This is a genomic window from Anaerobacillus alkalidiazotrophicus (genome assembly GCF_001866055.1).
Genome location: NZ_MLQS01000012.1, coordinates 21,341 through 34,905, shown reverse-complemented (window position 1 = coordinate 34,905; position 13,565 = coordinate 21,341). Strand labels below are relative to the sequence as shown.

Below are 13,565 nucleotides of genomic sequence, written 5' to 3'. Positions count from 1 at the left end.
TACGTATGGAAGGGATAAGTGCTGAAAGCATCTAAGCATGAAGCCCCCCTCAAGATGAGATTTCCCTTGGAGTTAATCCAGTAAGACCCCTTAGAGATGATGAGGTTGATAGGTCTCGGGTGGAAGCACGGTGACGTGTGGAGCTGAGAGATACTAATCGGTCGAGGACTTATCCTAAAATAAGAATTGAATTCACACTCAAGAAACTTATATGTATGTTATCTAGTTTTCAGAGAATGATCTCTGAATTAAATAATATCTAGTGGCGATAGCGAAGAGGTCACACTCGTTCCCATGCCGAACACGATCGTTAAGCTCTTCAGCGCCGATGGTAGTTAGGGGCTTCCCCTTGTGAGAGTAGGACGTTGCTAGGTAAAATGAAAAATACATTCCAATGGGATGTATTTTTTTGTGTTTTCGGAAATCGAATATTTGCGTTAAGTGGTGCTGCATCTGCGTCTGCTAGTATCGCTCCGATGAAGGCTTCCTCGATGCAAAGCAGCATGTAGTAAATTCAGAGAAGTAATTCATGAAGTAATTGAAATTAGTAGCTTTTCTGCGTCTACTAGTCTAGCTTCGAAGCGAGCTTCCTCGTCGCAAAGTTGCACGTAGTAAATTTAAAGACGTAATTCATGAAGTGATTGAAGTTAGTAGCTTCGCCGATGGTAGTTAGGGGCTTCCCCTTGTGAGAGTAGGACGTTGCTAGGAAAAATAAAGAACACATTCCAATGGGATGTGTTCTTTGTGTTTTCAGAACCTAAATTTTTAGTTAAGTGGTGTTGGATCTTTGTTTTCTAGTACTGCTTTAAAGTGAGCTAGAAATAGTTTTTCGTGCGACGAGTAATCGCAGGAGTAAGGCTGCAGGACGGTTGCTCGAAAGGGGTAATTCATCAAGGGGATGCATAGTTGCTGCAAAAGAATTTTCATTTTAATTAGAGAAAATAGCAATAGTAAAATATATATTTTATCGCTAAGTATTTATACAAGCACAGAGACATACGTTACCAAACTCAATGCAGTGATAGTAAAGTGGTACAAAGTATGTAAGCCCAGGCAAAAAAGAAGTTAGGTCTTGAATAAATTTGAGTACACCGCGTACAACCTAGAGATATTAGCGAATAAATTCCAGTACCGAACACAAACAAGCTAAAACGTAGCAGAAAAAAACTGGACCTGCACATAACCTGGGAAGTTTTGGACTTCTATCAGAAGGAAACCAATTTTGTCCCTCCTTAAACACTCAACTATGTTTACGATAAAGGTAACGAATGTCCTCAATACGTGCGCGAACTGAATACAGTAAGAGAAAAGCAGTAGTGCAAGATAATGATATATGTTCCCGACAAGAGCACAGTAAAGTCGGAAATGATAACAAAATCCAAGCTACATGCTCAAGAGAGTATAGCAAGGGTAACCTGTCTTGTTAAGTTGAACAGGTTGAGTGAATACCTCAGCTGCTATCTTACATGGTGTAAAGCGGGTCATTGCAAAAGAAGTGCAATCCCAGGGTAAAACAACTAAAACTCTTAGTTATGCCTTTGAAACATTAAAGAGAGATAATAGGGAACCTTATGTTTTGTTACATCTAAAAATTCAGTGATAAAAGGTAAGTCATTAGAAGAGTATGTATGAAACAACTCGCCCCACCATTCGGTTTCATACCTACAAATCATGCTTAAGTTGTATAAAATTAAATAATGAACTAGAACTTCTGGAATGTTACAATTTAGTTTTCGTTTTATAGGTAGGTAATATTTTTGGTTATAATGATTAAATTGAATAGGTGAACAGGTAATTGTGTTTAGTTTGTTTTTTGTTTTTATATATATCTTGTCTTTTACTTCATGTAAATCGACTACCTTTAATGGAGTATGTTCGTTTAAATAATGGTTAAATCCATCTGCAGTTAAATGAAGAATATCAAGTACTTCGTTGCTTATAGAAAAAGTATTGTCGATATCTTTAACATTAGTTAATGGTAAAGATATTTTTTCTTTTGTTATATTTTTAAAAATTGGGTGAAGTTCTGAAATTTGCTTCATCAGATCATTCATATTAAATTTTTCACTTTCCAATTGTTTCATATGAAACAATTTGTCAGAAAAATGAGAAAATAGTCCGTTTTTCTGAATCTTTACCTCATCCATTAAAAATTCATATTGGCTTTTTTTTCTTTTTCTAGTTGTCACACCATGCGCAAGAACTTGTGTCGTTTCTGGGTATTTTGGGTCAACAGTTAAAATTAAAGCTTTCATTAATTGAATCATGCCATAAAACAGTAACACTGGTTGTAATTCATACGGTGCAGTAATGGATTGGTCATAATATTTTTTCCCGTGCTGTATGTAGTAAATCAGTGTGTAACAATTTTGAAAAGCTAGCTTATCTGCGTCAGGGAAATTTTGATAGCTTTTTTTTAGATATTGTTGCGTATGATTAGCCGAATAAAAAGAGCGAAAGTAACTCCAAGGGCTAGAAATATTCATATAAAAAACCTCTTTTGAAATGTTAGATTAGTGAGATATATAATCTGTTCTTGACAGTAGTTTATCCAATTGATAAGCTACTAATAATATTTTAGTGAAATTAGCAGGAGGATGAAATTTGGATGTGGGAAAATAAGTTTGCTAAAGAAGGTTTAACGTTTGATGATGTATTACTAATACCAGCAAAATCAGAAGTACTTCCGAAAGATGTTTCTGTAAAGACAAGTCTTTCAAAATCTTTACACTTAAATATACCAGTAATAAGTGCAGGTATGGATACAGTAACAGAGGCTAAAATGGCTATCGCTATTGCAAGAGAAGGTGGACTAGGAATTATTCACAAAAATATGTCCATTGAAGCTCAAGCAGAAGAGGTTGACCGAGTTAAAAGATCAGAAAGTGGAGTAATTACAAACCCTTTTTCTTTAACTCCAGAACATCAAGTATTTGATGCAGAACATCTCATGGCCAAATACCGAATTTCAGGCGTTCCTATTGTAAACGATGAAATGAAGTTAGTAGGTATTCTTACGAATCGAGATTTGCGCTTCATTGAAGATTACTCAATTACGATTGATACAGTTATGACAAAAGAACAACTAGTAACAGCCCCTGTAGGGACAACTTTAAGAGAAGCAGAAAAAATTCTTCAAAAACACAAAATTGAGAAATTACCACTAGTTGATGACGAAGGTGTACTTAAAGGGTTAATAACAATTAAAGATATTGAAAAAGTTATCCAGTTCCCTAACTCCGCTAAAGATTTACAAGGAAGACTAATAGTTGGTGCCGCAGTTGGTGTCACCATTGACACAATGGAAAGAGTTGAAGCATTAGTTGAAGCAGGAGTTGATGTTATTGTTATTGACACTGCTCACGGTCATTCAAGAGGGGTTTTAGAAAAAGTCAGAGAAGTTAGAAATGCTTACCCTGACCTTAATATTATTGCAGGCAACGTGGCCACTGCAGAGGCTACCAAAGATTTAATTGAAGCTGGTGCTAATATAGTAAAAGTAGGGATTGGACCTGGTTCTATTTGTACAACACGTATTATTGCGGGAATTGGTGTTCCACAAATTACAGCAGTTTACGACTGTGCAACGGAAGCTAAGAAACATGGGGTACCTATTATAGCTGATGGTGGTTTAAAATACTCTGGAGACATCGTTAAGGCCCTTGCAGCTGGTGGACATGCTGTTATGCTTGGAAGCTTACTTGCAGGTGTATCTGAAAGCCCAGGCGATCGTGAAATCTACCAAGGTAGACAATTTAAAGTTTACCGCGGCATGGGATCATTAGGTGCAATGGAAAAAGGAAGTAAAGATCGTTATTTCCAAGAAAATAACCAAAAGCTTGTACCAGAGGGAATTGAAGGACGAGTTCCTTATAAAGGACCATTAAACGATACAATTCACCAATTAGTAGGTGGTATTCGTGCGGGTATGGGATATTGCGGAACTCCTACATTAGAGGATTTAAGAGAAAACGGACAATTTATTCGTATTACAAACGCGGGCTTAAAGGAAAGCCATCCTCACGATGTACAAATTACAAAAGAAGCACCTAACTACTCACTATAAAATTAAAAAAATTTCCAATAGACAGGCACACCACCTGTCTATTTTTTTTATGCTAGTTATGTTAAAATTACGTTTATGTGAAGTTGGAGAGGAGTCATTAATGATGGAGAAATATTATAAAAAGGTTATAGCATTTTCTTTTGTTATTCTATTTTTTATAACAAGCTTATCTTTTTCACCGAAAACAATACTAGCTAACTTTGATGTAGGAGTAAACTCAGCAATTTTAGTAGAGGGTAAAACTGGTAAGGTTTTGTATGAAAAAAATGCAGATGTTGAATTAGGTATTGCAAGTATGAGTAAGATGATGACTGAGTACTTAATTCTAGAAGCTATTAGTGAACAAAGACTTAGATGGGATCAACATGTACCGATCAGTCCATGGGTTGCAAGGCTCTCCCATGATGAGGCTGGTTCGAACGTATATTTAGAAGTTGATAGTTCTTATACTGTGAAAGACTTGTACGAAGCTGTAGCTATTGAATCTGCTAATGCTGCTACAATAGCACTTGCAGAGTTATTAGGTGGTAGTTATACAAACTTTGTTCGATTAATGAATGATAAAGCTGAAGAGCTTAATTTAGAAAAATTTAATTTTGTAAATTCAACTGGGTTACCGAATCGAATGTATACTGCAGAAAATCGTGCAGAAGGTACAACTTCAGAAGATGAAAATAGAATGTCTGCAAGAGACACTGCAAGGTTAGCGTATCATTTGGTTAACGATTTTCCTGAACTATTAGAAACGTCGAAAATACCAATGAAAAATTTCCAAGGTGATATCGTAACGGACAAAACATGGATGCAGTGTAAAGAAGATTGGACATGTATGAAAAACTGGAATGACATGCTTCCTGGTTTGCCAAACTTTTATGAAGGATTAGATGGATTAAAAACTGGATACACTGTTTTAGCTAAATATACATTTACAGGTACTGCCGAAAGAAATGGAACTCGATTTATTTCTGTCGTTATGGGGGCAGAAAGTATCGATATGAGATTTATAGAAACAGCAAAACTAATGGATTATGGATTTAATAACTTTGATAAATTAAATATGCAAGAGCCATTAGAAGTTCCGGTTGTAAAAGGTAAAGAAAAAGAGTTAATGGTTTCAGCAGTCGAACCTTTAAGCTTTTTAATTAGACGTGGAGAAGAGGAACTTTATACTCCTTATTTTGAATTAGATAGTAAATTACTTGATGAAGATGGTAATGTCATTGCTCCGATTGAAAAAGGTCAAGTAATTGGTTGGCTATCATATGAATATAAAGGTGAAAATACTTTTTCATATTTGACTGAAGATGGATATACTAAAGAAAGAGTTCCTTTACTTGCTAATGATACAGTAGAAAAGGCAGGCTGGTTTTCTCTAACCATGAGATCAATTGGTGGCTTCTTTTCAGGTATTTGGACAAGTGTAGCAGATGGAGTAAAAGGGATCTTTTCTTAATATTAATATATAACGCTTTGTAGCAACTTTTATACTACAAAGCGTTATCATAAACTAACTATAAACTTAATATTCACAATTATTAATTTTAAAAAAGTTGGATTAGTGTTAAAATAATTTAAATTGCATAGACTACAGTGTTGTATTTCTTTCATACTTTGGTAAAATAAAGTACAATATGTATAGTAAAGCAATAGAGATTATCAAGATTGTATATTTTGTTAGGAGGAATTACATATGGTTCAAACAGGTACAGATCGCGTAAAGCGTGGTATGGCTGAAATGCAAAAAGGTGGCGTTATCATGGATGTTGTTAACGCTGAGCAAGCAAAAATCGCTGAAGAAGCTGGTGCAGTAGCGGTAATGGCTCTTGAAAGAGTGCCTTCAGATATTCGTGCAGCGGGCGGCGTCGCTCGTATGGCAGATCCAACAATTGTTGAAGAAGTTATGAATGCTGTCTCAATTCCAGTAATGGCTAAATGCCGTATTGGTCACATTGTAGAAGCAAAAATATTAGAATCTATGGGAGTAGACTACATTGACGAAAGTGAAGTTTTAACTCCTGCAGATGAAGTATATCATCTTTATAAGCGTGATTTTACAGTGCCATTTGTTTGTGGTGCTCGTGATATTGGGGAAGCTGCTAGACGTATTGGTGAAGGAGCTTCTATGATCCGTACAAAAGGTGAGCCTGGTACAGGTAATATTGTTGAAGCTGTAAGACATATGCGTATGATGCAGTCTCAAATTCGTAAAATTTTAACTATGTCTACAGATGAGCTAATGACAGAAGCTAAAAATACTGGTGCTCCATTTGAAATCTTACTTCAAATCAAAGAAAATGGTAAGTTGCCGGTAGTTAACTTTGCAGCTGGTGGAGTAGCAACTCCAGCAGACGCTGCATTAATGATGCAGTTAGGTGCAGATGGGGTATTTGTTGGTTCAGGTATCTTCAAATCGGACAACCCTGAGAAGTTTGCACGTGCTATCGTAGAAGCAACAACACATTATGAAGATTATGAATTGATTGCTAAGTTATCAAAAGGTCTTGGTACAGCGATGAAGGGAATTGAAATTTCAAGTTTACACCCTTCTGAGCGTATGCAAGAACGTGGTTGGTAACATTTACCATTAAACATAGAATTCGGAAAGGTGTCTAGCTTTAGTGCCTAAGCTTGAAACACAATAGTCATATTCTAAAGCTTGTGGCTTCAGAATAAATGTCTATTGTGTTTCAACAAGGTACTTACGCTTTTCAAGAAAGGGAGCATTAACAATGGTTAAAATAGGAGTACTAGCTCTACAAGGCGCCGTTCGTGAACACGTAAAGTTACTGCAAGCCCCTGGTGTGGAAGTTGTAGTTGTCAAAAAGGTAGAACAACTTGAAGAATTAGATGGGTTAGTTTTACCTGGTGGAGAAAGTACGACGATGCGACGTCTTATTGATAAATATGACTTTTTTGAGCCGTTAAAACAATTTGCTAAATCCGAAAAACCGGTATTTGGAACTTGTGCCGGCTTAATATTAATGGCTAAGCAATTAATTGGACAAAGTGAAGGGCATTTAGAAATTATTGATATGGAAGTTGAACGAAATGCTTTCGGGAGACAAAGGGAAAGTTTTGAAGCTGAATTAATGGTCAAAGGTATTGCTGATGATATTATGGCCGTTTTTATTCGTGCGCCTCTTATTAAGTCAGTTGGAGAAGATGTGGAAATACTTTCTAAATACAATGGTGAAATTGTCGCTGTAAGACAAGATCAGTTTTTAGCTTGTTCATTCCATCCAGAACTAACTGAAGACGCTCGTTTCCATCAATATTTTGTAGAGATTGTTAAAGAGACAAAGAATAAATGTTTAAACGTTTAAGCTTTGGTAAAAATAGATCTATATATTAAATGCTGAGAAGGGAAATAGTAACATTTGTAGCTACGATCAGAGAGTCGATGGTTGGTGAGAATCGATGTAGTACTTTTGTGAATCCATCCCAGAGTAGATTATTGAACGAAGATTTTTCTTCTATTAGATAAGTTCCGGTTCATCTTCCGTTAATAAGATGCTAAGAGGTTAAGGATAATGTCCTTAACAACTAGGGTGGCAACGCGGGTTAACTCTCGTCCCTTTTTTAAGGGATGGGAGTTTTTTATATGTTAAAAATTTCATAATCCATCATTATCGCCGCTAAGATAATATATCTAGTTACGTGATCTGTAACTAGATATATTGTAGCTCGGTTTTTGTAATTATGAAATTCACTCAAGTACATAAACTTTTTTAATATTTAGGAGGGATCTTTATGTTAGATGTAAAAATATTAAGAGCAAACTTTGACGAAGTAAAAAAGAAATTAGAAAATCGTGGAGAGAAAATTGCTGACTTAGATCGTTTTGGAGAGTTAGATGTTAAAAGGAGAGAAATTATTGGGGAAGGAGAACAGTTAAAAAGTAGAAGAAACTCTGTTTCTCAAGAAGTAGCAAAATTAAAGAGAGAAAAACAAGATGCTGATCATCTAATTAAAGAAATGAAGGAAGTATCAGATAAAGTGAAAGAGCTAGATGAGGATCTTCGAAAGGTAGAAGAAGAGTTAGAAGCTATTTTGCTTACAATACCTAATATTCCCCATGAAAGTGTTCCTGTAGGCTTAACTGAGGATGATAATGTTGAAGTTAGAAGTTGGGGGGGAGTACCAAGCTTTACTCATGAGGTAAAAGCTCACTGGGACCTTGCAACAAATTTAAATATTTTAGACTTTGAAAGAGCATCAAAAGTAACAGGAAGCCGTTTTGTATTTTATAAAGGTAAAGGTGCTAGGTTAGAAAGGGCTCTTATCAATTTTATGATGGATTTACACCAAGACGAGCATGGATATGAAGAAGTTCTTCCACCGTACTTAGTTAATCGTACAAGTATGACAGGTACTGGTCAACTTCCTAAATTTGAAGAGGATGCTTTTAAAATTCGTGAAGAAGATTATTTCTTAGTTCCTACTGCTGAAGTACCAGTAACAAATATGCACCGTGATGAAATTATTGATGGAGATACACTTCCTATTTCATACACTGCTTTTAGTGCTTGTTTTCGTTCAGAGGCAGGTTCAGCCGGTAGAGATACTAGAGGTTTAATACGTCAGCACCAATTTAATAAAGTAGAGCTAGTTAGGTTTGTAAAGCCAGAAGAGTCATATGAACAGTTAGAAATACTAACAAGTCATGCTGAGAAAGTACTTCAGCTATTAAAACTTCCATACCGTGTAATGAGTATGTGTACAGGAGATTTAGGATTTACGGCTGCTAAGAAGTATGATATTGAAGTTTGGATTCCAAGCCAAGAAACTTATCGTGAAATCTCTTCTTGTAGTAATTTTGAGGACTTCCAAGCAAGACGAGCAAATATCCGTTTCCGTAGAGAAGCAAAAGGAAAGACGGAATTTGTACACACATTAAATGGATCTGGGTTAGCTGTAGGACGTACCGTTGCAGCAATTTTAGAGAATTACCAGCAAGAAGATGGAACAGTAGTTATTCCAGAAGTACTAGTTCCTTATATGGGTGGAGCAACAGTACTAAAATAATGATGTTGTTTGACGATACATCGCTAGAAACTTGTTTTTATAACAAGTTTTACACTAAGAAGTATTAAAAATTACGATAATGGCGTAGGGAAGCTTAACTCCCTATGCCTTTATTAGTTAGCTTATGTACATGTATTGTGAAATAGGAACAAGGTATACAAACTTTCCTTCTGCATGAATGTAAGTTATTTTTTCGGCCGAAAGACATTGTATGCGCCTGATATGAGCTTCTGATCGTTACGATATAATATACCTACCCCACATCTTTTATGCGAAATATGACACATTTCTGCACGTTTTAGCAAAATGAGCGAGCAATACTAGCACCATACAATTGACATTAATTTAATTTAGACAAGGAAAGCGCAAGCGCCTTGGTCACGAGCGAAAGGCTGCTAGCGCTAGACAGTTTCCAATTTAGAAATTTATAAATTCTGATACTGTAAATAAAACCTTGAGACACTGACATATCTCAAGGTTTGAATGTTTCATATTATGATGTAAATTCTTCGATGTAATGACATGCAGCTTGGTGTTCATCTGACATTTCATCAGTTGTTCTCAATACTGGCTCTTCTTGTTTACATTTATCTGTTGCAAAAGGGCAACGAGTGTGGAAACGACAGCCAGTAGGTGGGTTAATTGGAGATGGTACGTCACCTTCTAATATAATTCTTTCACTTTTATTATCAGGGTCTGGAACTGGAATTGCTGATAATAAAGCTCTAGTATAAGGATGCTTTGGGTTAGTAAAAAGTGATTTCTTATCGGCGATTTCAACAATTTTACCAAGATACATAACAATAATACGATCAGAAATGTGACGAACAACCCCAAGATCATGTGAAATAAATAAATAAGTTAATTTAAATTCTTTTTGAAGTCTTTTTAATAAGTTTATTACTTGAGCCTGAATGGATACATCAAGAGCTGATACAGCCTCATCACAAATAATTAACTTTGGGTCTACTGATAATGCTCGAGCAATACCAATACGCTGTCTTTGTCCACCACTAAACTCGTGAGGAAAACGATCAATTTGGTGTGAACCAAGGCCTACAGTTTCCATTAACTCTAAAATTCTTTCAGTCCGTTCACTTTTTGGAGCTATATTTTGAATCTCCATAGCTTCTTCTAGTACTTGTCTAACTGTTTGGCGTGGGTTAATTGAAGCATAAGGATCCTGGAAAATGATTTGTAAATCTTTACGCTTTTTGCGCATTTCATTTTTACTTAATGTTAATAGATTTATACCGTCAAACTCAACTTGTCCAGATGTAGGTTCTTCAAGTCTTAAAATTGCACGGCCAGTTGTTGATTTACCACAGCCAGATTCACCAACGATACTAACTGTTTCACCTTCATATACTGTAAAATTGACTCCATCTACAGCTTTAACATGATTTACTGTTCGACCTAGTAAACCACCTTTAATTGGAAAATGCTGTTTTAAATCAGTTACTTTTAAGAGCTCTTTTTTCATACTCTTTTTTCACCTCCTGATTACCATCCCATTCATTTGAATAGATCCAACAACGCACTTCGTTATCTGAATCTAGCTTTTTTAGTTCAGGTAATTTTGCTTCGCAAATAGCACTCGCATGCGGACAACGTGGCGCAAATCGGCACCCTTCAGGCATATTTGTAGGACTTGGTACTGACCCTTTAATAACTTCTAATTCACCTTCAACATCTACATCGTGACGTGGTAGTGAATTTAATAAACCAATTGTATAAGGATGAGTAGGTGAATGGAAAAGGGACTTCACATCTGCGTATTCAACTACTTTACCAGCATACATAACCGCAACATAATCGCATGTTTCAGCAACAACACCTAAATCATGTGTAATCATTATGATAGACATACCTAATTCATTTTGAAGCTTCTTCATTAATTCTAAGATTTGAGCCTGAATCGTTACATCTAGTGCTGTAGTAGGCTCGTCAGCAATTAATAGTTCTGGATTACAAGCTAGGGCAATAGCTATCATAACGCGCTGTCTCATACCACCAGATAATTCATAAGGATATTGCTTGACTCGTTGCTCTGGTGAAGGTATTCCAACAAATTTCAACATTTCAACTGCTTTTTTTAATGCTTCTTTCTTACTAAGACCTTGGTGAATTCGAAAAGATTCTGCAATTTGATCACCAACAGTATATACAGGATTTAAAGAAGTCATTGGTTCTTGGAAAATCATTGAGATTTTATTGCCACGTATTTTACGCATTTGGGCTTCAGTTAAATTTAATAGGTTCTCTCCTTTAAAAAGGATTTCTCCACCTACAATTTTACCAGGGTTTTGAATAAGACGAAGGATCGAAAGTGATGTAATACTTTTTCCTGAACCAGATTCGCCTACGATACCTAAAGTTTTTCCTTTTGGAACAGAGAAGTTCACACCGTTTACAGCTTTAACTTCTCCAGCATCTGTATAAAACGAAGTCCGTAAATCACGAACTTCAATAATTGTTTCATTATTACTCATAGTAACTCACACCCTTTGTTTAGGTTGTTTTTAATCTAAGTCAACACGTTTATTCAAGTAACGATATGAAATATCGACAATTAAGTTAACTAGTACGAAAAGTAAAGAAATTATTAAAACAGCACCCTGTACAACTGGGAAGTCACGTGCACGGATTGCATCGATAATAAGTCGTCCCATACCATTAATAGAAAATACTGTTTCTGTTAATACTGTACCACCAAGTAAAGAACCAAATTGTAAACCAACGATAGTAACAACAGGAATTAAAGCATTTTTTAGAGCATGACGGTAAATAATTACAGGTTCTTTCACACCTTTTGCTCTAGCAGTTCGAATATAGTCTTGTCCAATAACTTCAAGCATGCTTGAACGGGTCATACGAGCAATAATTGCTGCACCACCAGTTCCCAAAGTAATGACAGGAAGAACATTTTGTTGCCATGATCCCCATCCAGATGGAGCGAACCAACTTGTATCAAATGGGATCCAACTGATATTACCGATAGAAAACCATTGTATTAACATAAGCCCAAGCCAGAAGTTTGGCATTGATAGACCAAATAAAGCTACAATCATAATTGAGACATCTGTGAAAGTATAATGTCTTGTTGCTGAGATAATTCCAGCAAATAAACCAATAAAAATACTTAAAATCGTACTATATACGGCAAGTTCTACAGTGATCCAAAAACGCCCTTTAATTTCATCCATTACAGGACGACCGTTTCTTACAGAGCTTCCTAAATCACCTTGTACTGCATTTCCTATATATTTAAAATATTGAACCGGTAATGGATCATTTAATCCTAATCTTTCTCTCATTTGTTCAACTTGCTGTTCTGAAGCACTCTCTCCTGCGATGATTTGTGCAGGGTCACCAGGAATGAGGTGCATAAGCATAAATACAAGAACAGTAACACCAATGAGTACAGGAATCGTTTGAATAATCCGTCTAATAATAAATGTAAACAATTTTAGTGCACCTCTCTTCTAGTTTTTCATTTTCGGATCTAGTGCGTCTCTTAAGCCATCGCCAAATATATTAAATGCTAATACAACGATAACAATTGCAAGACCAGGGAATAAGGCAACGTGCGGTGCGTCAAACAAATAACTTCGTCCAGCACTTAACATTGCACCCCACTCAGGTGTTGGTGGTTGTGCACCCATTCCTAAAAATGATAAACCACTTGCAGTTAAAATCGCTGAAGCCATATATAAACTAGATTGAACGATAATAGGTGATAAAACATTAGGGAGGATATGCTTGAAAATAATCCTAACATCACTTGCACCAAGTGCTTTTACTGCATCGATATACTCTAGTTTTTTCACTGATAATGTTGAACCACGTACAATCCTCGCAAAAGATGGTATAGCAAATATACCAACGGCAATAATAACATTAGTTAAACTCCCACCAAGTACACTTACTATTGCTAATGCTAAAAGTATTCCTGGGAAAGCAAGCAATACGTCCATTGTTCTCATAATAACAGCGTCAATTCTTTTGCCGTAGTAACCGGAAATTAAACCAAGGAACACTCCGACAACGGTTCCAATTGCTACTGAAGAGAAACCAATAAATAACGTAATTGACATACCGTGGATAATTCGACTAAAGATATCCCTACCATGGTGATCCGTACCAAACCAATGCTCGGCTGAAGGAGTTGATAGTTTGTTCATATGATTTTGTTCGGTTCCGTCATAAGGGACAAAGAATGGACCAATAAGAGCTATTATTATAAAAAGTAATATTAGAATTCCACCAACCATAGCAGCCCTGTTTTTTCTTAATTTCTTAAAAAAGTTTTCCAGCTTTCCAATCTAGGATTAGATGGAGAGTTCTGCATAACTGAATTCTTTTCTGTTTGTTCAATCATAGAATACTTCACCCTCTCTAAATTTTAAATATTCGACATAATTTGCATCAAATCTACACAAGAAATAATTATAGCACTTATTTGTTATATTAC

10 protein-coding genes, 2 rRNA genes, 1 pseudogene and 1 other annotated feature are annotated in these 13,565 nt (G+C 35.9%); of the genes and pseudogenes, 8 read left to right on the top strand and 5 right to left on the bottom strand.

The features are described from left to right. The 3 genes from BKP45_RS09240 to BKP45_RS23290 form a co-directional block, all read left to right on the top strand. A 23S ribosomal RNA gene (locus BKP45_RS09240) occupies positions 1-177 on the top strand; the annotation flags it as partial. Between the two features lie 81 nt (positions 178-258). Continuing rightward, positions 259-374, top strand: a 5S ribosomal RNA gene (rrf, locus tag BKP45_RS09235). A 3-nt stretch (positions 375-377) separates the two neighbouring features. After that, on the top strand, positions 378-509 hold the full coding sequence (locus BKP45_RS23290; RefSeq protein WP_281243144.1) for a hypothetical protein: 132 nt from the start codon (positions 378-380) through the stop codon (positions 507-509). 1,017 nt (positions 510-1,526) lie between these two features. Here the strand turns inward: BKP45_RS23290 and BKP45_RS09230 are convergent. Next, entirely contained in the window at positions 1,527-2,486 is a 960-nt protein-coding gene (locus BKP45_RS09230; protein ID WP_071389425.1) for a YaaC family protein, read from the bottom strand. Positions 2,487-2,608: 122 nt separating this feature from the next. Here BKP45_RS09230 and guaB point away from each other — a divergent pair, with 122 nt between their 5' ends. The 5 genes from guaB to serS all read left to right on the top strand — a co-directional run bounded on the left by guaB (position 2,609) and on the right by serS (position 9,091). Next, positions 2,609-4,066: an IMP dehydrogenase gene (gene guaB, locus BKP45_RS09225; protein ID WP_071389424.1), complete on the top strand. Its 1,458-nt coding sequence runs from the start codon at positions 2,609-2,611 to the stop codon at positions 4,064-4,066. A gap of 103 nt (positions 4,067-4,169) precedes the next feature. Continuing rightward, positions 4,170-5,519, top strand: coding sequence for a D-alanyl-D-alanine carboxypeptidase family protein (locus BKP45_RS09220; protein WP_071389423.1), 1,350 nt, complete (start codon positions 4,170-4,172; stop codon positions 5,517-5,519). Between the two features lie 237 nt (positions 5,520-5,756). Continuing rightward, a complete protein-coding gene (gene pdxS / locus BKP45_RS09215; RefSeq protein WP_071389422.1) occupies positions 5,757-6,641 on the top strand; it encodes a pyridoxal 5'-phosphate synthase lyase subunit PdxS in 885 nt (294 codons plus the stop codon). 154 nt (positions 6,642-6,795) lie between these two features. Beyond that, complete coding sequence (gene pdxT / locus BKP45_RS09210; protein ID WP_071308323.1) at positions 6,796-7,389, top strand: pyridoxal 5'-phosphate synthase glutaminase subunit PdxT; 594 nt, start codon at positions 6,796-6,798, stop codon at positions 7,387-7,389. Between the two features lie 25 nt (positions 7,390-7,414). Next, positions 7,415-7,645, top strand: a binding site (T-box leader). Between the two features lie 171 nt (positions 7,646-7,816). Continuing rightward, positions 7,817-9,091 carry a serine--tRNA ligase gene (gene serS, locus BKP45_RS09205; RefSeq protein ID WP_071389421.1) on the top strand — a complete coding sequence of 425 codons (1,275 nt, stop codon included), beginning with the start codon at positions 7,817-7,819 and terminating at the stop codon, positions 9,089-9,091. Between the two features lie 493 nt (positions 9,092-9,584). Here serS and BKP45_RS09200 read toward each other — a convergent pair whose 3' ends face one another. The 4 genes and pseudogenes from BKP45_RS09200 to BKP45_RS09185 all read right to left on the bottom strand — a co-directional run bounded on the left by BKP45_RS09200 (position 9,585) and on the right by BKP45_RS09185 (position 13,472). After that, positions 9,585-10,574: an ABC transporter ATP-binding protein gene (locus BKP45_RS09200; RefSeq protein ID WP_071389420.1), complete on the bottom strand. Its 990-nt coding sequence runs from the start codon at positions 10,572-10,574 to the stop codon at positions 9,585-9,587. Beyond that, positions 10,546-11,583, bottom strand: a complete 1,038-nt coding sequence (locus BKP45_RS09195; RefSeq protein WP_071389419.1) for an ABC transporter ATP-binding protein — start codon at positions 11,581-11,583, stop codon at positions 10,546-10,548. Before BKP45_RS09195 ends, BKP45_RS09200 begins: the two co-directional genes overlap by 29 nt. A gap of 30 nt (positions 11,584-11,613) precedes the next feature. After that, entirely contained in the window at positions 11,614-12,558 is a 945-nt protein-coding gene (locus BKP45_RS09190) for an ABC transporter permease (RefSeq protein WP_071389418.1), read from the bottom strand. Between the two features lie 18 nt (positions 12,559-12,576). After that, a pseudogene (locus tag BKP45_RS09185) lies at positions 12,577-13,472 on the bottom strand (ABC transporter permease). Between the last annotated feature and the right edge of the window lie 93 nt (positions 13,473-13,565).